Annotated in this window: 18 protein-coding genes and 1 tRNA gene; 15 read left to right on the top strand and 4 right to left on the bottom strand. The window is 43.7% G+C overall.

Going from position 1 to position 24,423, the window contains the following annotated elements; translation table 11 throughout:
- Positions 1 to 118 precede the first annotated feature (118 nt).
- A complete protein-coding gene (locus FAM09_RS23790) occupies positions 119 to 4,309 on the top strand; it encodes a hybrid sensor histidine kinase/response regulator (RefSeq protein ID WP_136579663.1) in 4,191 nt (1,396 codons plus the stop codon).
- A gap of 87 nt (positions 4,310 to 4,396) precedes the next feature.
- On the opposite strand, the gene FAM09_RS31450 is transcribed toward FAM09_RS23790, so the two are convergent.
- On the bottom strand, positions 4,397 to 4,519 hold the full coding sequence (locus FAM09_RS31450; protein WP_255552923.1) for a hypothetical protein: 123 nt from the start codon (positions 4,517 to 4,519) through the stop codon (positions 4,397 to 4,399).
- Between the two features lie 204 nt (positions 4,520 to 4,723).
- The gene (locus tag FAM09_RS30800) at positions 4,724 to 4,885 is read right to left on the bottom strand and encodes a hypothetical protein (RefSeq protein WP_153825474.1); all 162 of its coding nucleotides are present in this window, start codon (positions 4,883 to 4,885) and stop codon (positions 4,724 to 4,726) included.
- Positions 4,886 to 5,321: 436 nt separating this feature from the next.
- On the opposite strand from FAM09_RS30800, the gene FAM09_RS23785 reads away from it, so the two are divergent.
- The 5 genes from FAM09_RS23785 (at position 5,322) to FAM09_RS23765 (ending at position 10,813) form a co-directional block, all read left to right on the top strand.
- Positions 5,322 to 5,699 carry a LexA family protein gene (locus tag FAM09_RS23785; protein ID WP_136579662.1) on the top strand — a complete coding sequence of 126 codons (378 nt, stop codon included), beginning with the start codon at positions 5,322 to 5,324 and terminating at the stop codon, positions 5,697 to 5,699.
- The gene (locus FAM09_RS23780) at positions 5,674 to 6,945 is read left to right on the top strand and encodes a Y-family DNA polymerase (protein WP_243751765.1); all 1,272 of its coding nucleotides are present in this window, start codon (positions 5,674 to 5,676) and stop codon (positions 6,943 to 6,945) included. The genes FAM09_RS23785 and FAM09_RS23780 overlap by 26 nt, the downstream gene beginning before the upstream one ends.
- Positions 6,946 to 6,948: 3 nt before the next feature.
- Positions 6,949 to 7,440, top strand: coding sequence for a hypothetical protein (locus FAM09_RS23775; protein ID WP_136579661.1), 492 nt, complete (start codon positions 6,949 to 6,951; stop codon positions 7,438 to 7,440).
- 3 nt (positions 7,441 to 7,443) lie between these two features.
- Positions 7,444 to 8,247, top strand: coding sequence for an SOS response-associated peptidase (locus FAM09_RS23770; RefSeq protein ID WP_136579660.1), 804 nt, complete (start codon positions 7,444 to 7,446; stop codon positions 8,245 to 8,247).
- A 409-nt stretch (positions 8,248 to 8,656) separates the two neighbouring features.
- On the top strand, positions 8,657 to 10,813 hold the full coding sequence (locus FAM09_RS23765; protein ID WP_136579659.1) for an NHL domain-containing protein: 2,157 nt from the start codon (positions 8,657 to 8,659) through the stop codon (positions 10,811 to 10,813).
- 178 nt (positions 10,814 to 10,991) lie between these two features.
- On the opposite strand, the gene FAM09_RS23755 is transcribed toward FAM09_RS23765, so the two are convergent.
- Positions 10,992 to 14,105, bottom strand: coding sequence for a polysaccharide lyase family protein (locus tag FAM09_RS23755; protein WP_136579658.1), 3,114 nt, complete (start codon positions 14,103 to 14,105; stop codon positions 10,992 to 10,994).
- Between the two features lie 600 nt (positions 14,106 to 14,705).
- On the opposite strand from FAM09_RS23755, the gene FAM09_RS23750 reads away from it, so the two are divergent.
- The 9 genes from FAM09_RS23750 to FAM09_RS23710 all read left to right on the top strand — a co-directional run bounded on the left by FAM09_RS23750 (position 14,706) and on the right by FAM09_RS23710 (position 24,150).
- Positions 14,706 to 15,977 (top strand): T9SS type A sorting domain-containing protein, encoded by a 1,272-nt coding sequence (locus FAM09_RS23750; RefSeq protein ID WP_136579657.1) that lies wholly within the window; start codon positions 14,706 to 14,708, stop codon positions 15,975 to 15,977.
- A gap of 102 nt (positions 15,978 to 16,079) precedes the next feature.
- Positions 16,080 to 17,480: an aminopeptidase P family protein gene (locus tag FAM09_RS23745; protein WP_136579656.1), complete on the top strand. Its 1,401-nt coding sequence runs from the start codon at positions 16,080 to 16,082 to the stop codon at positions 17,478 to 17,480.
- A 29-nt stretch (positions 17,481 to 17,509) separates the two neighbouring features.
- Positions 17,510 to 18,157: an alpha/beta hydrolase family protein gene (locus FAM09_RS23740; RefSeq protein ID WP_136579655.1), complete on the top strand. Its 648-nt coding sequence runs from the start codon at positions 17,510 to 17,512 to the stop codon at positions 18,155 to 18,157.
- 248 nt (positions 18,158 to 18,405) lie between these two features.
- Entirely contained in the window at positions 18,406 to 18,807 is a 402-nt protein-coding gene (locus tag FAM09_RS23735; protein ID WP_136579654.1) for a response regulator, read from the top strand.
- 145 nt (positions 18,808 to 18,952) lie between these two features.
- Positions 18,953 to 21,160 carry a TonB-dependent receptor plug domain-containing protein gene (locus FAM09_RS23730; protein WP_136579653.1) on the top strand — a complete coding sequence of 736 codons (2,208 nt, stop codon included), beginning with the start codon at positions 18,953 to 18,955 and terminating at the stop codon, positions 21,158 to 21,160.
- A gap of 52 nt (positions 21,161 to 21,212) precedes the next feature.
- Positions 21,213 to 21,776 carry a YfiR family protein gene (locus FAM09_RS23725; protein WP_136579652.1) on the top strand — a complete coding sequence of 188 codons (564 nt, stop codon included), beginning with the start codon at positions 21,213 to 21,215 and terminating at the stop codon, positions 21,774 to 21,776.
- Positions 21,776 to 23,224 (top strand): sensor histidine kinase, encoded by a 1,449-nt coding sequence (locus tag FAM09_RS23720; protein ID WP_136579651.1) that lies wholly within the window; start codon positions 21,776 to 21,778, stop codon positions 23,222 to 23,224. The genes FAM09_RS23725 and FAM09_RS23720 overlap by 1 nt, the downstream gene beginning before the upstream one ends.
- A complete protein-coding gene (locus FAM09_RS23715) occupies positions 23,211 to 23,591 on the top strand; it encodes a response regulator (protein ID WP_136579650.1) in 381 nt (126 codons plus the stop codon). Before FAM09_RS23720 ends, FAM09_RS23715 begins: the two co-directional genes overlap by 14 nt.
- Positions 23,592 to 24,076: 485 nt before the next feature.
- Positions 24,077 to 24,150, top strand: a tRNA-Ala gene (locus FAM09_RS23710).
- A 130-nt stretch (positions 24,151 to 24,280) separates the two neighbouring features.
- On the opposite strand, the gene FAM09_RS23705 is transcribed toward FAM09_RS23710, so the two are convergent.
- Positions 24,281 to 24,421, bottom strand: a complete 141-nt coding sequence (locus FAM09_RS23705; protein WP_243751773.1) for a transposase — start codon at positions 24,419 to 24,421, stop codon at positions 24,281 to 24,283.
- Positions 24,422 to 24,423: the final 2 nt, after the last annotated feature.

Raw genomic sequence — 24,423 nt, 5'->3', positions numbered from 1 at the left:
GCTGTAATTCATCAATCAGCCCTATACAAAACAAGGTGATCGCACGTTTTATAAGACCTGAAATTCAGGCCATTAAATAAAACCATCACGGGTCCCAAACCCCAGGATACAGATCCTTATGAAAGCTTTAGTTTGTTTGTTGCTGTTGATCTTGCCGTGCAATTGTTTTGTTGCCTTTTCACAACAACAAATACGATTTGAACACCTGGGCATAAATGATGGGCTTTCACAAAGTAATGTGACCTGTATTTTACAAGACAGCAGAGGCTTTATGTGGTTTGGCACAAAAGATGGCATAAACTCTTACGACGGATACAGGTTCACCGTATTTAAAAAAAATGCAACCGACACCAACAGTCTCAGTCATAATTTTATCAAAAGCATTGCTGAGGATAATAAAGGGAACATCTGGATCGGTACCTATGGCGGTGGAGTTAACCGGTTCAACAGAAACAAAAGAACATTTACCCACTACACGCATAATACACAGAATGCCAACAGCATTGGAGATAATTTTATCACTTCCCTTCAGTTTGACACGGATGGCATTTTGTGGATCGGCACCCAAACCGGCGGCCTGAACAGGCTTGACCCCAACACCAACCAGATCACAAAATATGTATTCAATAAGAACGACCCCAATAGCGTAAGCGATAATTTCATTAATGCGATCTATGAAGACAGCCGCAAACGTTTGTGGATCGGCACCTTACGGAATGGATTAAATCTATTTGATAAAAAGACAGGCGTGTTTATGCGATTCCAGCATAATCCCAAAGACGATGCTTCTTTGTCGAGCAATACGGTTTGCAGAATTTTTGAGGACAGCAATCATCGCTTGTGGATTGGGACCCTCGGCGGCGGGTTGAACGTATTGGAAAATGACAAAGGTGGCTTTCGCCACTTTAAAAACGATCCTGCCAACTGTAACAGCTTACCAATTAATGTAGTATTTGCCCTGGCAGAAGACGATGCCCACAACATCTGGGTGGGAACCGAAAACGGCGGGTTGAGCATTCTTAACCCGCAAACTGGCATTTTCACTACCTACACGCAGGATGATATCGACGACCAGAGCCTCACCAACAACTCCATTTATTCAGTTTACAAAGACAGGCAGGGAAATATGTGGGTAGGTACTTACAACGGCGGCATTAATTTATATAGTAAAGGGTTTAACAAGTTTGTTCACTACCGGCACAGCAGTTTGCCCAACAGCCTTAGCCATAATAAATTGTTAGGTATTTGTGAAGGAACTGACGGCGATATCTGGTTGGGAACTGATGGCGGGGGCTTGAACCGGTTCAACCCACGCACCAAACAATTTACCCGGTATGCGCATAAAAAAGGCAATACCAACAGCATCTGCGGTGATGTGATCATTAGTTTATATGGCGACATGGATGACAATATCTGGATGGGCTCGTATGGCGAAGGCATTACCATATACAATACAAAGAACAACACGTACAAGCACTTAAAGCATGAAACCGCAATTGCCAATAGCCTCTGTGGAAATAATATTTGCGCCATTTCCCAGGATGCAGATAAAGAAATGTGGATTGGCACCTACGGTTATGGATTAGATAAATATAATATACAAACAGGCCGCTTTACCAACTACCGGCACGACAGCACCAACCAGAACAGTCTTAGCAGTGATCGCGTTGTGCACATACGTCAGGATAGCAGGGGTTATATCTGGGTTGGCACTTTTGAAGGCGGCCTTAACCTGTTAGACAAAAAAACAGGCATCTTTACCCGCTTTATGCACAATGACCACAGCAATAGCATTAGCAGTAACCAGATCACATACATCTTTGAAGATAAATTTAAAAATATCTGGATCGGTACCCATTTCGGTTTGAACTGTTATAATCCAACCACCCGGCGGTTCACTGTTTACACGATGCGCGATGGATTGTCGGGGAATATTATTTATGGTATAACGGAAGACAGCAAAAGCAATTTATGGCTCAGCACGAATAATGGTATCTGCCGGTTTAACCCCATCACGAAAGCCTGTAAAAAGTTTTCTGCAGCAGATGGGTTACAATCAAATGAATTTTCAGGTACTTCTGCGCTAAAAAGCCGTTCGGGCCATATGTATTTTGGCGGCGTGAACGGATTTAATGAATTCTCCCCCAACAGCATTCACCAGGAAATATATGACGCACCGCTGATCTTTACAGGTTTTCAGATCTTTAATAAAGAAGTGCCTGTTGCAGATGCGCTTAACCCAAACTCGCCGCTCACCCAATCTATCAGCGAAACAAAAAAAATTGTATTGTCCTATAACAGCTCGGTTATTTCGTTCGATTTTGTTTCGCTCAATTATACCAGTAAAGAGAAAAGACAATATGCTTACCGGTTAATGGGGTTCGATAAAGACTGGAACTACATCGGTACCAGGCATTCAGCCACATACACCAACCTTGATCCGGGGAATTATATCCTGGAAGTAAAAGGACTGAATACTGAAGGAGAATGGAGCACGCAAACAACCTCCCTTCAACTTATTATACTGCCGCCCTTCTGGCTAACCCTGTGGTTTAAATTGCTCATCGGCATCGGCGTTATTGCCGGCGTGCTGTTTATATATCGCTATCGGGTTCGAAGTATTAAAGCAAAAAACGCAGCCCTGGAAATATTGGTGCAGGAACGTACGCAGCAACTGGGAAAATCTATTAATGAAGAACGCAGTGCGCGTGAAGACGCGGAAAGAGCCCGGGCCGAAGCTGAGCAGGCCAATAAAGCCAAGAGTATCTTCCTTGCTACCATGAGCCATGAAATACGTACACCCATGAACGGGGTAATTGGCATGGCATCACTGCTGGCACAAACCAGCCTCAACGAAGAACAGCGCTCTTATACAGAAACCATTCAAACCTGTGGTGAAAACCTGCTTACTGTTATTAATGATATCCTTGACTTTTCCAAGATCGAGTCGGGGAAAATGGAACTGGAAGAAAAAGAATTTAACCTGCGTATTTGCATTGAAGAAGTACTTGATATGTTTGCGCCAAAAGCAGCACAAATCGGGCTCGACCTTGTTTACCAGATCGAATGCAATGTTCCGCATTACATAACCGGCGACACCACCCGCCTGCGGCAGATCCTGATCAACCTGGTGGGCAATGCCATTAAATTCACCCATAAAGGCGAAGTATTTGTTCGTGTGTACCTGATGAAATTGCAGGAAGACAATACGGTGCAATTAGGATTTGAAGTACGTGATACAGGTATTGGTATCCCCAAAGACAAGCTCGAACGATTGTTCAAGGCATTCTCGCAGGTTGACTCATCTACTACCCGTAAATACGGTGGCACCGGTCTGGGGCTTGTCATTTGCGAAAAACTCATCCGGTTGATGGGCGGGTATATTGAAGTAGAAAGTAAGCCAGGCAAAGGCTCCGTTTTTGCGTTTACCATTGCTGCCAAAACCGCCTGCAAGGAAATAACTGATGAAACTTTAGTTAATGCAAATGATATTGCCGGCAAACGGATCTTGATTGTAGATGATAATGCCACCAATAGAAAAATATTGAAAATGCAACTGGAAGAATGGCGACTGCAACCAGCCCTGGCAGCATCGGGCCAGCAGGCATTGGATATACTGAACAGTAATCAGCATTTTGACCTGGTGTTAACCGATATGCACATGCCCGAAATGTCGGGTATTGAGTTAGCCGAACAAATTCGCAGCCTTTATCCCAAGCTTCCTATAATGCTGTTGAGTTCAGTAGGCGATGATCTGAGCAAAGAACATCGCGACCTGTTCAGTTTTGTATTAACAAAGCCAATTAAACAACAGGCCTTGTTTAAATACATCTTAAACACCTTTAGCAATGCGATGAACGTGGTGACTGAAAAAGAAACCAGCAACCCAAATGTACTACAGGCCGACTTTGCTGAACAATTCCCCCTGCAAATATTACTGGCAGAAGACAATCCATTCAACCAGGCAGTTGCCACGGCCATACTAAATAAACTGGGCTATCAATTTGAAATAGCCGATAATGGCGAACAGGTACTGGAGAAGATGCAGCAAAAATCGTATGATGTAATATTGATGGATGTTCAAATGCCTGAAATGGATGGACTGGAGGCCACACGCATCATCAGGGAAACCTATGGAACACAACCAGTGATCATTGCCATGACGGCCAATGCGATGCAGGAAGATAAAGAAGAGTGCCTGCACATAGGCATGAACGATTATTTAAGCAAACCGGTAGATCTTGATGATTTGGTGCTGTTGCTGAAAAAATGGGCTATTAACGTTATAAAAGCGAAACGCAGGGCTTAACAGGGTGAGTGATGTGTTGGTCAATGGTGAATGGTGAATAGTTCGCGAGTTTTGAAAATAATAATCGATCTTGCGCTGCCCAAAAATTCATTGCCCATTGCCCATTGCCCATTGCCCATTGCCCATTGCCCATTGCCCATTGCCCATTGCCCATTGCCCATTGCCCATTGCCCATTGCCCATTGCCCATTGCCCATTGCCCATTGCCCATTGCCCATTGCTAATTGCTAATTGCTAATTATGAGCCCCGGGCATAAGCCTTTCACGTTTCACGTTGCCCGAAATATAAAGGGCCATCCCAGCTAACCAGGATGACCCTTATACCCCTCCGGGCTACTAATCATTTTTTGACTTGGGAGGAGTTTTATTGAAAGGATAAGGCGAGAACGAATAGGATAACCGCTACCATTGCTGATCAGGTGTTCCGGTTCAGGTTTTTTTTACCCCTTTTGTCGTTACCGAAATGCTGCGTGTGTGCCAATGTAAAAATCGTCTTATAATCCACATCCAACAGATCACTGATCTTGTACAGGTCTGCTAACGTGAATTGTTCAACGTTTGAGATCAATCGTGTCATTCGGTTATTGTTAGTACCCAGGTCGTGAGCCATAATAGTTTTTGGAACATGGGTAAAGATTTCCTTGAATTCGGTTATATGTCTCCCTTCAATCAAAATTTTTACAGCTTTATATCGTGGATCTTTTTCCATGTACCAAAGAAAAAAAACAAATTCAATTGAAATTGCATAAAGGATGGTTCGTACTTTCTTTGTTACAACACGTTCTTTTTTTTGATATTGTCATAACTATTTTTGTTACGATCGGTACAGTGATCATGCGAATAACGTTTGTTACCAAACCCACTCAGCATCTGCATTTTACCAAAATCATCCCCTGATTACACTTTGTAAAAAAGAAAGCGGATCTCCAAAACGATAAAGTTATCCACTAAATTTCTTAGTACAAATGTACTAATATTCTTAGTATTTTTGTAGGGCAATCAAACAAATAATTATGGGTTTTCCGTCTCCGGCAAAAGATTACCAGGAGGAGGTGATAGAATTGTCGCAATACCTGGTTCAACACCCTACCGCTACTTTTTATTTCCGTGTTTCTGGCGATAGTATGATCAATGCCTGCATGCCGCATGGCTCCCTGCTGGTGGTTGACCGGTCTATTAAACCCGCCAGCGGTATGATCGTGCTGGCAGTGATAAACGGAGAATTTACCGTACGCCGCATTGTTCAAACCCGCAAATCCCTGGTGCTCCATCCCGAAAATCCGTTATATAAGCCATTGGTAGTCACTGAAGAAATGAATATGCAGGTGTGGGGCGTTGTAACAGCAGTGGTTGTCAAGTATAAATATGAAAAAAATGATTGCGTTGGTTGACTGTAACAATTTTTATGCATCATGCGAACGGCTTTTCCAGCCCCGGCTGCATAACAAACCCATCGTGGTATTGAGCAATAACGACGGGTGTGTGATTGCGCGCTCTGATGAGGCCAAAGAACTGGGCATCGAAATGGGCGCGCCCTCCTTTCTTATTGAATCGATCCTGCAACAACACAACGTATCAGTTTTTTCTTCCAACTATACCCTGTATGGCGATCTGAGCGACCGGGTCATGACAACCCTTTCGCAATTTGCCGATCAACTGGAAGTGTATTCCATTGATGAAGCTTTTTTAAATCTCACTGCATTCCGGCAGCACAACCTGACCGACTATGCCCATACCATCCGCAACACCGTAATGCAACACACAGGCATTCCGGTTTCCATTGGTATAGCGCCTTCAAAAACCCTGGCGAAAATAGCCAACCGGTTGGTAAAGAAAAGGAATAAGCAATTAGGTGTGTATTGCATTGACACGATGCAGCAAATGGAACACGCATTAAAAAACACACCGGTAAAAGACATCTGGGGTATCGGAGGCCAATATACGAAATTGCTTACCCGCCATGGATTTAATACAGCCTGGGATGTTAGCCGGGCGCCTGAAGAATGGGTCAGAAAGAATATGTCGGTAATGGGCCAGCGCATGTACAACGAGCTGAAAGGCACCTCGTGCATTGCTTTTGAAGATATGCCGCCAAAAAAGAAAATGGTATGTGTTGCCCGTGGATTTGGCAAGGTGCTGAGTGAAAAAAATGAGGTGATGGAAGCGCTGGCCAATTTTACCGCCATGGTAGCAGCTAAGCTACGCAGTGAGCAATTGGCTACCAATACCATCCAGATCTTTGTGCAAACCAATGCCCACCGCAGCAACGAGCCGCAATACTTTCGTTCTTTGACCATTCACCTGCCGGAGGCTACCAATAGCACCAATGAGCTGATCCGTTATGCCAGGAAGGGCCTTGAAACCATTTACCGGCCCGGTTACAATTACAACAAAACGGGTTGTACAGCCATGGAATTGATACCGGCCGCTGAAGTACAATATAATATCTTTGATAAAGAAAACAGGGTCCGAAATTCGAAGTTGATGAATGTGGTAGACGTGGTGAACAGATCGTTTGGGAAAGATGCCGTTCGGTTTGCCCTGCAGGGCTTCAGTACTCGGTGGAAATTGCGCCAATTAAAACTTTCACCCTGTTATACCACCCGTATTGATGAGGTGCTGACAATAAAAATCTGAGCTATGCACAATCCGTTTGTTTTGCTGACAACCAGGTTGCTCGAATCGCTCATTAAAGCGGGCAATACTTTTTTTGTGCGTCAAACCTACAAGCGGGGGAAAAATGAACTTGACCCACTCAACAAAGCCGCCTTTCTATTTACCCATTATACCGATTACAGCCGCGCAAAAACCCATTACGATACGCTTTACAATGACCCCAACAGGTTTTTATATAATATAAACGAAGCAGAACATTATGAAAAACTATTCATAGCTGCCGCCCAGCCCGAAGGGTTTCATATTTACAGCCCGTTGGTGCAACAACCCTGGAAACCTACCTCGCCCATGGCAGCCAAGATCCGCAATTATATTAATCAAAAATTAGATTGGAATCCAAGTCGTAACGACAATGTAAAAGCTGATCTTTTTATTCAGTTTGGCGAACTTTTCATTACCTTAAAGTGTGGTATACATGAGGTGAAATTACCGCTTGCAGATATTGAAAATTTTTGATGCATGTGTTACGATATATCTTTTACGTCGAACATTCAATTAATAACAGATTACCTGCCCGACCTGGTTGTTGATCCCCAATTATCGATCAATTTCGATTTCGATATGACCATTCATGTACAGGCACAGGCATACAGGAAATATCCGGTCATTATTTTCGATGATGGCACCTACAAATTACAGCCATTTGAATGGGGTGTGATCGCAGATTACATGAATACCCCTGAGAAAATAAAGCAGAGCCGCCAATACATGTGCAATGCGCAGAGCGAAAAAATTATCAATGATAAAAAGTCATTCTGGAGAAGGATCCGCGCAAAAAGATGTCTCATTCCCGTAACCGGCATTTATGAGCACCGCGAAATTAAAGGCTGGAAAAACAAAGTGCCTTATTTAGTTCGATTAAAAGAAAGGCCTATGTTCTGTATTGCCGGTTTATATCATTACGCCCCCATTCCCGACGTTGAAACCGGTGAAATAAAAGGAACTTTTACACTTATTACCCGCGCCGCCAATTCCGTCATGCGGCAGATCCATAATGGAGGCCCCAATGTATTTCGCATGCCAATGTTCCTGCCTAAAGAACTTGAATTACAATGGTTGCAGCCCGATTTAACTGATGAAGGCATACAGCAGATACTCGATTATGAAATGCCTTCGGAACAATTAGATTACTGGCCGGTATTCACCATTCGTTCTACCAAACCCCGCCCTGATAATCAGGAAAAAACAGCGCCGTATGCATGGCCCAACCTGCCACCACTGGGCGTTGATGAAAGTACGGAGCAAAAAAACCTGTTCTCATAGTAAAACTACTGGAACTACTTATTGAAACAATAATATAAATAATTACCCGTTCTTTAATTCTCACTACCGGGGATTGAAGTAAGTGCTTTGTGGATAAGCCAGAAACCGAAAAGGGAGTACCAGATCATAATATTTACGAGTAAACACCCGGCCTGTCAGGTGAACAGCGCGGAATACATCGGCTCATGAAGTACCAGTACTATGCGATCGCAATGCCGTATTTCCGCTCCCATCTTAAGGCTTTACTGCATCAATTATTCGCAGTATTTACCATAGGAAAAACACGAACTTAATAGAAAGATTTTCATTGTTGATATCATTTAAGACCAGTATTTGCTGAATTATAAAACTTTTTATATTTTTTCGAGGTATATAACTTAACTGTTATTAAAATAATCCTGTTAATCCCATGAAACTCAACCAGATTCTATTAAACGGCCTGCTGATTGCCAGCAGCTCTGTAGCGTACTCGCAAACCATTACTACTGTAGCCGGTGTTGTAGGCTCCCCCGGATATGCGGGAGATGCCGGCCAGGCGAACAATGCCAAATTCAACAATCCAAGAGCAGTAGCCACTGACACCGAGGGCAACCTGTACATTGCGGACATGCGTAACCACGTAATCCGGAAAGTAAACAACAACGGTATCGTTAATACAGTTGCCGGTAATGGTACAGCAGGTAATTCCGGTGCCGGAGGGCCCGCCACCGCAGCCCAGTTAGCCCAGCCAACTGGTATGACCATCGACAATGATGGCAACATTTACATTGCTGACTACAACAGCTCTGTTATCAAAAAAGTTACTACATCAGGTATTATGACCGTCTTCGCTGGTAACGGTACAGAAGGTTTTAGTGGAGACGGCGGTCCGGCTTCACAAGCCAAGCTGTATCGACCCACTGCCGTAGCGGTTGATAAAGATGGCAACCTGTATATTTCAGATGCCTCAAACAAAGTGATCAGAAAAGTTACCAAAGCAGGTGTTATCAGCACCATTGCAGGTGTACCTGGAAGAGCCGGTTACAGCGGCGATGGCGGTCCTGCCACCAAAGCATTGTTAACCCAACCTGCAGGTATAGCTGTAGATTATTCAGGCAACGTTTACATCGCTGATCCATCCAATTCAGTTATTCGTAAAGTAAACCCCGCCGGTATCATTACCACCTTTGCCGGAACAGGAACAGCAGGTTACAGCGGCGACAATGGCCCTGCAACCAAAGCTCAATTCCAGATCGGTTCACCACAAGGCCTGGCTGTTGACCCGGCTGGTAATGTATATGCTTCAGATTATCAAAACCACGCTATCAGAAAGATCAATGCCAAAGGCATTATCACTACCATTGCCGGTACAGGTGCGCCTGATTACGCTGGCGACGGTGGCCCGGCCATCCTGGCTAAAATATGGTACCCCATCGGTATCGCTACCGACATCGCCGGTAACGTATTTATCACAGATAGCTACAACAATACCATCCGCGAAATAGTTTCAAGCTGTACAGCACCAACGCCTTCATTCGAACAGCAACCAGTTGGTAAAAGCGTTTGTAAAGGCGGCAATGTTACCTTTAGTGTAACTGCCAATAACACTGATAACTACCAATGGCAGGTACTGCAGGCGAATGGTGAGTGGGTTGACGTAGCAGATGGAGCCAATTACGCTGGCGCTACTACCAATACACTTACTGTTAACGCAGTTACTGCAACGATGAATAATAACCGCTACCGTTGTATGGCCAATAACGCCTGCCGTACGCTGTTCTCAAACGGCGCTGCATTAACTGTTACAGGCGGCGCCAGCCCAACACTGACTGTTGCTCCTGCGCTGAATGGTATGTGTGTTGGAATGCCTGGCTCTTTCACAGTGAAAGTTGCGAACGGCGGTACCGCCCCAACTTATAAATGGATAGTGAACGGTAATGACGCCGGTAGCACCAGCCCAACTTACACCAATGCTGCTTTAGTGAACGGTGATAAAGTAAGCTGCGTATTAACAAGCGCCGCCGGTTGTTCAGGCGAACAGATCGCTTCTAATGTCATTGAAGTGAAAATGGGCTTTGCACCAGAAGTAAAAACAAATACAGAAATAAAGATCTTCCAGGGCTTTAGCGCCAAATTAACCGCTACCAGCGAAAACCAGATCAGCAGCTACTCCTGGACTCCAACAACAGGTGTAACCGCTGCCAATACTGCCAACCCGATCGTTAAACCTGCAAAGACCACTACTTATAAAGTAACAGCAGCAAATGCCAGTGGTTGCGCAGCAACTGCCGAGGTTACTGTAACCGTTCTTAACAGAATAGCTATGCCAAAATCATTTACACCCAATGGTGATGGCATGGGCGATCTTTTCCAGATCCCTGCAGTTGATCCTGCTTTCGTAATGAGCAGTTTCTCCGTTCTTGACAAAACAGGAAAGGTGGTTTTCCAAACAACCGATATCACCAAAGGTTGGGATGGAAAAACTAAAGGTGTCAAAGCAGAAGCCGGTACCTACAGCTACGCAATTACCGGAACCCTGCAAACAGGAAAGATCAACGTAAAAGGAACAGTACAATTAGTACGATAATATACCTGCGAAATACACAATTAAAAAAAGGTGGACCGGTTGATCCACCTTTTTTTATTGCTTAACGCTTAACGCTAAAGGCTTAACGCCTAATGCAATGTTCTATGTTCAGCATTCTGTATTCTGCGTTCAGCGTTCTGCCTTCACCGTTCCGCGTTCTGCCTTCAGCGTTCCGCGTTTAGCGTAATTTAACCACCTTCACTATATACGTTTTCCCCCGGGCCTTTACATGCAACATGTATATGCCCGGCGCCAGGTTCTCTCCAAAACGCAACACATTACTACCTCTGCCCTGCTGCAACGGTTTGCCCGACAGATCGAACAAGCTGTATTCAAAATCGCCCAGCATAAATAATACAAACTGGTAGCGCGACGGATTAGGGAACACATGCGGTTTTATTACCCATCCATTGCCTGGTTTGGTTATTTTATCAGGTTCCGTAATGGTAATTGACATAGTATCCGATTCATTCAACGAATCAACAACATATACGGCATAATTACCTGCAAACAGGTTATTAAAGGTATACGGAGAAGATTGCGTGGTGAACGTACCGCCGTTATTGAGCTTTAACCGGTAAGGCGGCGTGCCATTGCTGAAGCTGGCGGTAATGTGGCCATCGTTCCCACCATAACTAGTCACATCCTGCTTTGTAAGTTCCAGTACGGGTTTGGGATTGGGAATATCCCCTTCCAAACTTATATAATCATACATAAAGTGATTCACCCACGATTGGGTAGAAGCCATCACCAGCGTGATCACATTATCACCCACCTTTAACTTACTGTATGGGATGCTGACCGTTTTTATGGAATACTTGGTATAATTGGTTTGGCGCAAAAAGCCATTGCCACCTGCCACATCAGGGTAGAAGTTGGTAAACAACCTGCTTTCATCATTAACATACAGGAACTGGTTCGCATGATCGGCACTGGCATAGGCAATGGTAAGGGTAGCATTACCCGTAGCCGGAATGGTATTGGGCAGGGTAAAATGAATCCGCCATTTCCACGGCGCCCGGGTGCTGTCGGTATCGGGATAAGAAGTATGCGCATAACAAAGCACAGAATCCCAGTTCCTGGCAGTTACCCGGTACTCGATGGGGTTGGGGAATATTGCCCTGAACTTATTCTGCACATGTCCTTCGCAATAATCAAAATCACCCAGGCGGTATTCATCGGCTTTGCGGTTGGGTACGCCTATTTCCCACAACAGTTTTCCTTTATTGCGGGGAATATTCCAGGTTTGACTGCCTAAATCAGTTACACCACCTGCCGTTACCACTACGTTTTGCAATTGGTATTCGCCGGTTTCCCCATCGGTGTAGCCAAAGAACGTATACGTACCCGGACGAATATTGGGTATGCTGAAGTTACCCGCCGAATCGGTCTTTACCCAATAATGATAGGTTTTGCATTCAAACTGCCATTGACCTTCATCGTTAGTTATCTGCGTAACCCCTACCCATGCGTTCTGTCCTTTTATCGCCGGCTTAAAAGGATCATTGATAACAAACCTGCCTGAAACAGTTCCCCGCTCAGCCGTTTGTGGGTATTCAGGATGATGCAACCAACTGTACGGCCACCGGGCTTTTTCTGCAGCGGCTCTTTGTTTGGCATCGATCCAGTTACTATCGCCGGTTGCTTTATCAGAAAAATAGATCAGGTAAGGACCATATAACTTACGCCAGTGTTCACCCTGCGGCACATTAATGCCTCCTGTATTGTAATGCACGCCATTCATACAAACATGGATGATACCGGCCGCGGCATTCAGATCGTGATAAGTAGGCCCTTCGCTGAAATACTCATGGCTGCCAAACACCATCCAGGTTCCAATATTATTTACATCACTGGCATGACCATAAGCAGGAGCTTCCCACAACGGCGTGCTGTATTCATATTTGCCATCGTATTTACCGGCACGCACCCCTGTATTCAGCTTCAGGATCTCCGCAATACCGGTGGGCGAAGCGTTGGCGAAATCATACAGCGAAGGCATTTGCCAATGCTTAACGCTATCAACATATATTTTTTCGCACAGGTAATTGGTAGCATCTTTTGGCGCTATCCATAAAACCTGGCGCCAGGAGCCCAGGTCGAATGCCGGGTACGAAGGCAGGTGTTCCAGCACAGAGTAGGTATACAATCCCCTGTCGCCTTTCTTCAGCACATAATGAATATCGGCATCGCAGGGTGTAACATGCCCGGCAGAAGGCGTATACGGTCTTTTAAACGAAACTTCAATAATGTCGTTGGTATCCTGCAGCACCTCCATGCTCATCTCATACATGGTCTCAAAACCTTTGGAAGTAGTAAAGTCGTAGTACACATACTTCTTGTTTCCTGAAGTGGCAATGGTTTCCACGCCATTTACTTTTAAAGAAATGATGTTGCTGGTCCTTTTCTCAATGGTTGCGAAAATAATTCCGTTATCAAGGGTAATGTAATCGGAATATTCCCGCATCATGCTGTTGGGGTTTTGTGGAATGGTGGCCACCGTATTGGTTCCATTATATGTAATGCTTAGCGTTTTACCAGGCGTACAAGTGAGCCTGCCATCTGCCACCAGTGCATTCAGTTGTGCGGTTTTGTCGCCGGCTATTTGCAGCAACCCAATGCCGCTGATAAAAATACTGCCACCTGCACCAATGTTCAGGTTGCGGGCAATGCGTACGATACCGCCGGTAATATTCAGTTGCGCGGTTAAGCCCGAACCATTTGCCAGGTTCAGGTCCATATTAGCGCCACCGGCGCCGGCATTCAACGAACCACCCGAAACGGTTACGGTAGCACTGCCGCCGGTACCGGTTGCAATGTACATGCCGTTCTTGGTTGATAAGGCACCACCGGTAATGGTTACCGTAGCAGCGGCGCTTCTGCCTATATAAGCGATGTTACGGATATTAAAGTCAGCCGGCGCATTAACCACTACCGTGCCGTTCAGCGAGTCGCTATTGTTGGTATATAAGCCACCTTTCACGGTAAAGTGACCCCCGGCCAACGTATTCAGTTTGGCTGAGCGATAATTCACATTACTGGAATTTCCACCGGTATGAATACAGCTATTGGGATTACCGGCGCCGATCATTAAGGTAGTGGAAGTAAGAGCAGCATAATTGATCGTGGTATCGCTCCAATTATACTTTGAAAAATAATTTGTGCTCACATTTCCTACCCAGGAAATAGTTTGGGTATGGGCAAGAATGGGTAACAACAAATAACAGAGAACAAGGGGAAAAGCGCGTAGCAATCGGCATCGCACCCAGGTGATGCGTAGCATTTCGGGCATAACAATCGTTTTAATGGTTTAATTGAAATATAAAAATGAATATGTAAGACATGAGAAGCTAATGGCAATAAAAGCCTGGAGATGATGATTTGGCGATCATACAGCAGCGTTTGGTTAGGAAAACATAAACATATCGAATAGCTTGTCATGATCCATCCTGCGGTATCCTGCAGGGTAGTTTCTGGTTTATAGTTTCTGGTTTATAGTTTTTGGTTGCTGGTTGGGTTCCCCAAGATTTGGCTTTCTGCTTTTGGCTTACAGCTAGAAACTTGAGGCTGTATCCTATTGAAAATCAACTGGCATTCACCCCCCACTTATTCAAGATCAAGTTCCTTTGAAAATATTTTCGGGTACTTGCATAATTAAAAAATCGTGTTAATCTTTGTATTAAGAAATTCATTCAAGTAATCGTACCCAATCTCCTACTGAACAGGCCCACATCCTACAAAACACATTCCATTCAAGCAACTTATTCACTGTACACGTGCATGTACGACCTGATTCTTCCTATACCATAATTCCAATCTCCCTGATAAAGTCAATTTACTTCCAATACCTGTGGTTGCATTAACCCTTTGATCACCCTTTCAAACCACGAGTATGAAACAATTGTACCCTGCATTTAAAACAGGATTGTATACTGTTAAAAAAGTAGCATTACTAATTATAATATTACTATACAGTGCTGTTGCTGTGTCACAAACGTTAAACTTCAATGCCCCTATTCTTGAGTCAGGTACTCACCAGCAGCAAGGATGTGTTTATCGTTTCTCCGCAGTAACAACCGGCGGCCAAATAGATGCGTTGGTAAAGGTTGACAGTTTAATTGGTGTATCGCTGTCTGGTATAGACGCTACACCCTCAGGCTCCTCCACCACCGCACTTCAACCACAATTAAGTTCTTTGGGCGGTGTTGGCTATCATTATGCCGTGTTTACGATCACTTTTGTAAACGCAGGTTCAACAACCCCTTCACCGGTTTATAATTTTAGCAGCGTATTCATGGGTATAGACGGCAGCAACCAGATAACCGAGTTTAATGCCATTACAGTTAATAACCCCAGTTGGCAGTATGTAAGCCCAACACCTGCTGTAGTTGTTACACAAGATGGTAATACTGTATGGGGCACAGCAACTAATTCAAGTCCTTCAGGCGGGTCAGGTATTGATGAGAACGACTCAACGCAAATGTTCCAGGTTAGTACGCCCTCTACTTCCAGCGTTACGATGCGTGTAGGGTATTATCAGCACCAGAATGGATGGAGTGGAAACGATCTGTTCAGCCTGAACATAAGAGGCAGCCAATTGCAACCGATCATCTTACCAGTTAACCTGTTAAGCTTTACTGCCCAACTGGTAAACGACAAGGTATCGCTTATATGGAGCACCAGCCAGGAAATAAATGTTAGCCATTATAGTATTGAAAGAAGCATCGACAACAAAAACTTTGATCAGGTAGCTCTTTTATTCACATATGATAATCCGTCCATTAATAGCTATTCGTTCAAAGACCCAATAAAAAATATCACAGGTTCGGTTATCTACTATCGGCTGAAAATGGTTGACAAAGATGGCAAGTACAAATATTCAGAAGTAAGGACCGTACGTATAAATGGAGCAAGCGAAAGAGTGAAAATAACCGCCTACCCCAACCCGGTAGTGAACGAGCTGCATATTTCCCTTCCGCAAGAGTGGCAAAACAAAACCGTTAATGGCCAATTGCTGAATACCGGCGGAAGTATTATAAAAACATTCAACATACAACAAGCAGCAACAATAACGATGTCTGATGTACCCGCAGGCACCTACTACATTAAAGCGATCAACGGAAATGAGATCAGCACACAGGCAATCGTAAAATCGCAGCTTTAAAGATAGTTTTTAAGGGTACGATCAATAACGCCGTTCTGTTTCTACAGGATGGCTTTTTTATTTTTGCTCATCCCATCTTCGTATTTTGCGGGCAAAAACTACATGAACCAGCCTATTTTCGATCGGGAGGTATATATACAACGTCGTCGGCAGTTACGATCAACTCTAACCAATGGACTTATATTATTGCTGGGCAATGAAGACAGCAGCATGAATTATAAAGATAATTGTTATCCGTTCAGGCAGGATAGCACTTTTTTGTATTATGTGGGCATTGATCAGCCAGGCCTGGCAACCATCATTGATCTGGACGAAAACAAAGAAATACTGTTTGGCGAGAACGCCAGTATCGATGACATCATCTGGACGGGCCCGCAACCCCAAATTCAGGAGCTGGCCGATTCAATAGGCATTGCAGCCAGCGATAACCTGGCTAAACTGGCCACCCTGCTGGCAGCAGCCCGTAAAGCTCAACGCCCTGTTCATATATTACCACCCTACCGGCCTGAAAATAAAATAAAACTGGCTACCTGGTTAAATACGTCCATAGCTCAACTGCAGGAATTTGTATCCGAAAAACTGATCCGTTCGGTTGTAGCGCAACGTGAAATAAAAGAAGAACGGGAGATACACGAGATGGATAAAGCAGTATCTATTTCTGCCGATATGCACCTGGCAGCTATCCAAAATGCCCGGCCCGGTATGAAAGAGTATGAACTGGCAGCACAGGTAGAAGCGATTGCCCTCGCTAATTATGGACGACTCTCCTATCCGGTTATCCTTACCATAAACGGCCAAACCCTGCACAACCATTATCATGGCAATACGATACAGGATGGGCACATGGTACTGGTTGACGCCGGCGCTGAAACCAGCATGCACTATGCCGGTGACCTTACCCGTACTTTTCCGGTAGGCAAACAATTCACCACCCGCCAACGCGAATTATACAACGTTGTACTGAATTCACTGGACCATGCAGTTTCTTTACTTCGTCCCGGCATACAGTACAAAGAAGTGCATACCCAGGCCTGTATTAAACTGGTGGAAGGTTTGACCGCGGTTGGACTAATGAAAGGCGATGCCACAGCAGCCGTAGCAGCCGGTGCGCATACGATGTTTTTTCAATGCGGGTTAGGGCATATGATCGGTTTGGATGTGCACGACATGGAAGACCTGGGCGAACCGCTGGTGGGGTACGACGATCAACTGAAAAAAAGCAAGGAATTTGGCTGGAAATCGCTTCGCCTGGGGAAGGCGCTAAAGGCGGGTTTTACGCTAACTGTTGAACCGGGCATTTATATTATTCCCGAACTCATTGACCGGTGGAAAACAGAACAAAAGCACACCTCGTTTATAAATTACGATTTGCTGAACGAATACCGCACCTTCGGCGGCATACGCATTGAAGACAATTTTGTGATCACTGAAACCGGAAGTAAAAAGCTGGGTAAATCATTGCCGAAGTCATTGGAAGAAATAGAAACGTTACGAAAGGGGTGATCAGGCTTCGAACCATAAAACTTTTTAGTATGAGCACCAAACGCATTACAATACCCGTTTCTTCTGCCATAGGCAAAGTTTCGGCTGAATATAATGTACCTGCAGGAGCCACTTGCCTGATAACGCTGGCGCATGGCGCAGGTGCAGGCATGGACCATTCCTTTATGGTAACGCTGGCTGCATCCTTAGCGGCAGCCCACATTGGCACCATGCGCTTCAATTTCCCATTTGCTGAAAACAAAAAAGGGCGGCCCGATACACCGGCCGTTGCTCATCAAACCATTGAAGCCGCCATAAACAAAGCCCATGAATTATTTCCGGCACTGCCGTTGTTCGTTGCCGGTAAATCGTTTGGCGGCCGCATGAGCTCGCAATATTTATCAACACACCCCGATGCCAACGTGAATGGGATCGTTTTTTACGGTTTTCCACTGCATCCCGCCGGCAAACCGTCTACCGAACGAGCCGAACACTTAAAAGATGTAAAAGTACCAATGCTTTTTCTACAAGGTACCAAAGACACACTAGCGCAGTGGGATTTAATAGAAAGCGTATGCGCTTCCCTTAAAAAAGCAAAACTGGTAAAGCTGGAAGGGGCAGATCATAGTTTTAAAGCAGGAAAACAAGATACCATGAGTTTGCTGATGAGGGCAACCCAGGAATGGGTGGAGAAATAATTCATTTATCAAAATAAAAAGTTTAACTTAGGGAAGATTAGTTATTTACTCAAATAACAAGGTCATATATCCATTCTGGTTAAGGACACTGATAGTAACTGATAGCAATTCATCCAACCATGTTCAGGCACACTGATTAATTAGCACCCCTTACTTTGCTGAGTAGGACTGGTGAGGTATGTCCTTTTCATACTATCAAAACAAAACCTCTATAGAACATTCAGTTCCTTAACCAAAAATAATATGTCATGAAATCTCCAGTAGAATTCCTGCCAATCAACAAAGTATTATTGGTTGATGATGATGCAGCAGCTAATTATCTTTCCAAAGAATTGCTCGAAGAATTGCATGCCGCCAAAGAAATTGAAGTTGCCGAAGACGGGCTATCAGCCATAGATAAGATGAAACAAAAAAATTGCCCCGACATTATTTTTCTGGATATAAAAATGCCAGGTATGGATGGCTTTGATTTTCTGGAAGGACTGAAAGCCCTCACCCTGAGCAAAAGCGTGAAAATTGTAATGCTCACCAGCTCCGTTCGACCTGAAGATAAGGAAAAAGCTTTTACTTATAAGGGAGTGGTTGACTTTTTCGAAAAACCCTTAACCCCCGAAAAAATTCAAATGGTAGCCACAACGTACCTGAATTAGGACTTCCCTAAACAACATTGTAGCCTATTGTTTCACATATATTAAGTGCAACTCCATTCAAAGAGCAGCAGAACAGGGCACATCTATTGTGCACTACCTGCTGCCATTTTATAGTCATTTCATTTAAGTACTGATAACAAGTGACATGAAAAATATCATTGTTTTTGCATTAGGTATGCAGATATTCGCTGTTCCTCTGTATGCACAAAAAAAGGATTCTCTGTCGCACCTGTTACAATTATCTATTGAAAACCTAATGGACATACCGATCTACTCCGTGTCGAAAACATCAGAATCAACTTTTGAAGCGCCTCTTTCCTCAAGTGTTCTCACAAAAGAACAAATAAAACGGGCCGGATGCACTTCCATCATGGAAGCATTGCGATTGGTGCCGGGCATCATTGTACGGGAACAAACCAATGGGAATTATGATATTCATTTGCGAGGCTTAGACAATATTCCGCCCAATGCAAGCTTAGTATTTTTCACCAGCTCTACCACGCTGGTCATGATCGATAATTTTCCCGTGTATAACTATTTACATGGTGGCACATTCTGGGAAACATTGCCTGTTGACATTAATGATGTAGAAAAAATTGAGGTAGTGAGGGGACCTGCTGCCGCGTTGTATGGGCCGAACGCTGTTTCGGGAGTGATCAACATCATTACACGGAAACCGGCCAAAGACGGATTGTATTCGGTGGCCAATGTGCAATACGGAAGCCATAACAGCCTTATTGCAAACGCATCTGCCGGTTATAAATTCAATGATAAGATCAGTGCCATTATCTCGGGAAATTTTCAAAACAGGAACAGGACCCAAACAACCTATTACGACCCCATCACCAATTCGTATGTAGGGCTTGATTCGCTGACGGCTGTAAAAATAAATCCGCTGGGCAGGGCCAACGTCAATGAGAGATACCCCCACCCCCATTTGGCCATGCGCAAATATGCAGTGAACGGCTTTATTAATTATAATCCCAGTAATAAAATACAGCTATCTGCATCCCTGGGCACACAACAGGCAGAAGTGCAAAAAATATTTGCCACCGACTCCTATTCTGCCAATATAGCTACTGCCAAAGCAGAAACCCGGTATGCCAACCTCAAAAGCACTATCAATGACTGCATGGTACACCTGTCATATTTGTACGGAACCCAGTCGCCCATTGAAGGCTTAAGGATCTGGAAATGGAATTACCATACGCTGGATGCGGTGGTAGAATATAACTTCAAAAAAATAAGGAACTTAAACATAACACCCGGCATCATATACCGCCGGGCTGTATACGACGATAGTAAATATGTAAACACCGATATTAAAGAAGGATTATGGAGCGGCAAAGCAGAATCTATAACAAAAGCCCTTTCGCTGCGAACCGATTACAAACTGTTTGATCAAAAGTTACGATTGGTAGCCGGTGGCCGGGTAGATAAATTCAACTATCCTAAAAAAACGTATTACTCGTATCAACTGGCTGCTACCTATAAAATCAATGAACGGCATTTGATAAGAGTAGTGAACTCAAAAGCCTACAGGACCCCACTGATCATCGATCTTTTTTCGAACCTCGATATTAGCGGCCGGCTTAATGCCACCCAAACATTTCTGCTTGAACTGAGAGGCAACAAAGACATTCGCCTTTTATCTTCAGCCTTATTTGAAGTGGGTTACAGAGCGCAATTGCGAGACAATCTAAAACTCGATCTTGAACTATTTACCACCAAAACCAAAGATTTCTCTTATACCATCTTTGAAAGTGGGCAATTCAATCCAACCGGTCCGGTCGGGTTTACCGGGCTGCTTGAACTGAACAATATCACCATTTATGCTAAACAATGGGGCAGTACATTGGCCATGGATTACGTTGAAGGAAAATGGCAGTTTAAACCCTTTATTACTGTTCAAAAAACTATGTTGTACGATTATTCAAGATATGCCAATTCGCCCAGTGCCCCGCCTACTGCCAGCAACAACTTTAACCCGGCATTGAATAATATTTATTCAGGCAGGGGTACAAAAATGAAACATAAAGCCACTCCATCTTTTTATGGTGGCGCTTATATAAACTGGAAAGCCGGTTCAAAATTAAATCTCAATCTCAACCCCTGGTTTTTCAGCAGTCAACAACAATTACAAAGCAGTAACCTTACTTATAACGACGGGCAACGCGGCGTTGAAAACGTAAAAGGCAAGCTGCTGTTAAATGCGGCCATTTCATATGCCGTTACAAAAAAGCTCATCCTTACAGGTAATTTCAGAAACTGTTTAAACAATGAAGACCGGGAATTTTACAAGGCAGACAGTCCATCGTTCATGATATTCGGAGGCGTTCATTTTGAATTTTAAGTATCAGGAAGGTTAGGCCAGTAATCATTTATACAGAAAAGTGAATATCGTTATGAAAAAGTATTTTATAGAAAAGCGGGACTGTATACATTATATGAAATATAAAACTGTATTACTGTCGCTTTTTCTTTTTTGTTCATTCACCCTGCAGCAGGAGAAAAACAAAGCCAGCGAATACAACCTAAAAGCGGCTTTCATTTTTAATTTCACAAAATATATTGAATGGAAGACTGCTACCAGTGAAAATGAATTTATTATTGGCATCATGGGTCCATCCCCCATCAACGATCCGCTGGTTGAAATTGTAAAAACAGAAACGGTTGATAATAAAAAGATAATTATTAAGCAATTTAATAAACCGGCCGACATCAGCTTTTGTAATATCCTGTTCATTTCCCAGAGCTCGTCCGCATCCCTGGATGATATACTGGCTAAAACAGTCCATAAGGGCATGCTTATTATCAGCGAACAGGAAGGATATGCCGAACAGGGCACTGCTATCAATTTCGTGATCGTTAACCGAAAGCTGAAGTTTGAAGCCAATGTAAAAGCGATCAATACGGCCGGACTAACAGCAAGTTCTCAATTACTAAAACTGGCAATTATTATTAAATAATGATGATAGGGTTAAAAAACGCGTCCATAAAACAAAAGCTCATTGTCATTCAAACAATCACCGCTTTTATTGTAGTGTTGGTATGTTGCGTCTTTTTCGTAGTTAACGATATCAAAACGTTTAAAGATGCTGCCGTACGAAAAATGTATTCTCTGGCAAGGATCGTAGGCGAGAGCGCCGTATCCACCCTGCTTTTTATAGACCAGGATGCGGCCAGCCAGATACTGATGAAGCTGAACAAAGAACCAGACATCCTCGAAGCAGCCATTTTGGATAACAATGGAAAACTTTTTGCCAAATATGCACGTACAAAACCAGACATTGACGCTATAAAAGACATTACCAATGAAAAGGAAATCGCCGCCGACTTTTCGGGAAATAAATTGACGGTAAGCTATAAAATTTACCAGGAGAATGAGTTCCTGGGCACCGTGGTATTACGGGCCGCCCTAAACGACCTGCATAAAATTATTTCAGGCTATATAAAAGTAGCGGGAATGATTTTATTTGCAGCCCTGATTGCCTCGTTAATTATCGGGGCGTTTTTACAACGTTCCATTCCACACAGGTTATTATCGCTGGTATCCAAAACAAAGGAAGTGGCTGAAACCGGTAATTATTCCCTGCGCGTTGCCGATAATGGAAATGATGAAATTGGCATTTTGTCGCAAGGCTTTAACAATATGCTTGACCGGATTGAAAAAATGGATACTTACCTGAAAGAAACCAACATAGCCCTAAAAGATTATTCCCGCAACCTGGAGCAATCGAACCGGGAACTGGAAGAATTTGCTTATATCAGCTCACATGACATGAAGTCGCCTATTACCAGTTTAAACGGCATGTTGACTTTGATGGAACAGAAAAATGTTGTAAGGGAGGAGCACAGGAACCTCTTCCTTATGGCGAAGAATTCGGCCCGGCAAATGCAAAAGACCATTAATGCCCTGAATGAGATCATTGCATTCAGGAAGACCCTTAAGATAGAAAAAGAGAACATTGATCTGCATGAAGCGTTGGAAGACGTAAAATTAAGGATCTATGATTCGATCCTGTCATCGGGCGCTATCATCAATGCTGATTTTTCTGCTTGCACGCACGTCAATTATCCGGTGGCGCATTTAAAAAGTATTTTTCAAAACCTGCTTACCAATGCCATTAAATATAAACAAGAGGGGAAGCCGCCCGTAATAGATATCAGGACAAGCATTGATAAAAACTTTGTTGTATTGGAAGTAAAGGACCAGGGCATGGGCATTGATATGAAAATGTATAAGGATAAATTATTCGGATTATTTCAGCGTTTTCATACACATATAGAGGGTGTAGGTATTGGATTACACATGATTCATTCAATTATAGAATCATACGGGGGTAAAATTTATATAGATAGCGAAGTAAACAAGGGAACTACATTTAAAATTTATTTAAGCAATGTACCATTTTAGTAAAGTTTTATTGGTTGATGATGATGAGGCAACCAATTTTCTGGCCGCAATGGCCATCAAGAGCCTTGATATAGCAGATGAAATAGAAGTGGCCGGCGACGGACTTGTCGCCTATGAATGGATCAAACAAAATAACTGCCCGGATATTATCTTTCTCGACATCCGCATGCCACGAATGGATGGCTTTGATTTTCTGGATAACCTGAAGGAGATAAATGTTTGTAATAAAGCAAAAATTGTGATGTTGACCTCTTCCACGCGGTTGGAGGACAAGCAAAAGGCGCTTTCATATAAAAGTGTCATTGAGTACTTCGAAAAGCCATTGACGGAGGAAATGATCCAAAAGATAGCAGACACTCATTTTTGAGCGGGTTTACCCCAATATTCCTTTTGAAAAATTTGCTGGCCGGCTTTTATTTGGTGAAATTCCCGGATAGCTCTATATTTGCAAACTCTAAAATAATCAATCCTTTTTATAGAAGGTTGATTTATGGGGAATTAGCTCAGTTGGCTAGAGCGTCCCGATGGCAATCGGGAAGGTTGCGGTTCAACTAAGAAATATTTGGGGAATTAGCTCAGTTGGCTAGAGCGCCCCGATGGTAATCGGGAAGGTTGCGGTTCAACTAAGAAAAATTTGGGGAATTAGCTCAGTTGGCTAGAGCGTCCCGATGGCAATCGGGAAGGTCGCGGTTCAACTAAGAAATATTTGGGGAATTAGCTCAGTTGGCTAGAGCGTCCCGATGGCAATCGGGAAGGTCGCGGTTCAACTAAGAAATATTTGGGGAATTAGCTCAGTTGGCTAGAGCGTCCCGATGGTAATCGGGAAGGTTGCGGTTCAACTAAGAAATATTTGGGGAATTAGCTCAGTTGGCTAGAGCGCTTGCATGGCATGCAAGAGGTCGTCGGTTCGACTCCGATATTCTCCACAAAAAAGAAGCTTTAAAAGGTCTGCAGCAATGCGGGCCTTTTATTTTTATGTCATTTCACGTGTACATACTGCATTCTCAAACCCTGGATCAATACGGATCAAGTGAAATTTTTGGGGGATTGATTTGTTTAGGCATAGATTTTATGGAGTCTGAATAAGAAGAAATTAATATCTCGAACACCCCTTGCCGAGGCTCTGAAAGCCTTGATTTTGGCATTAAAAGCTTCAGCCGAAGCGTTGGTGCTTCTGTTGTTGAAGTAGTTGAGTATAG

The organism is Niastella caeni (genome assembly GCF_004834005.1).
Lineage (GTDB): Bacteria > Bacteroidota > Bacteroidia > Chitinophagales > Chitinophagaceae > Niastella > Niastella caeni.
Note: the sequence above shows the minus strand (reverse complement) of the source record. Positions and strands in the feature narration are given on the sequence as shown.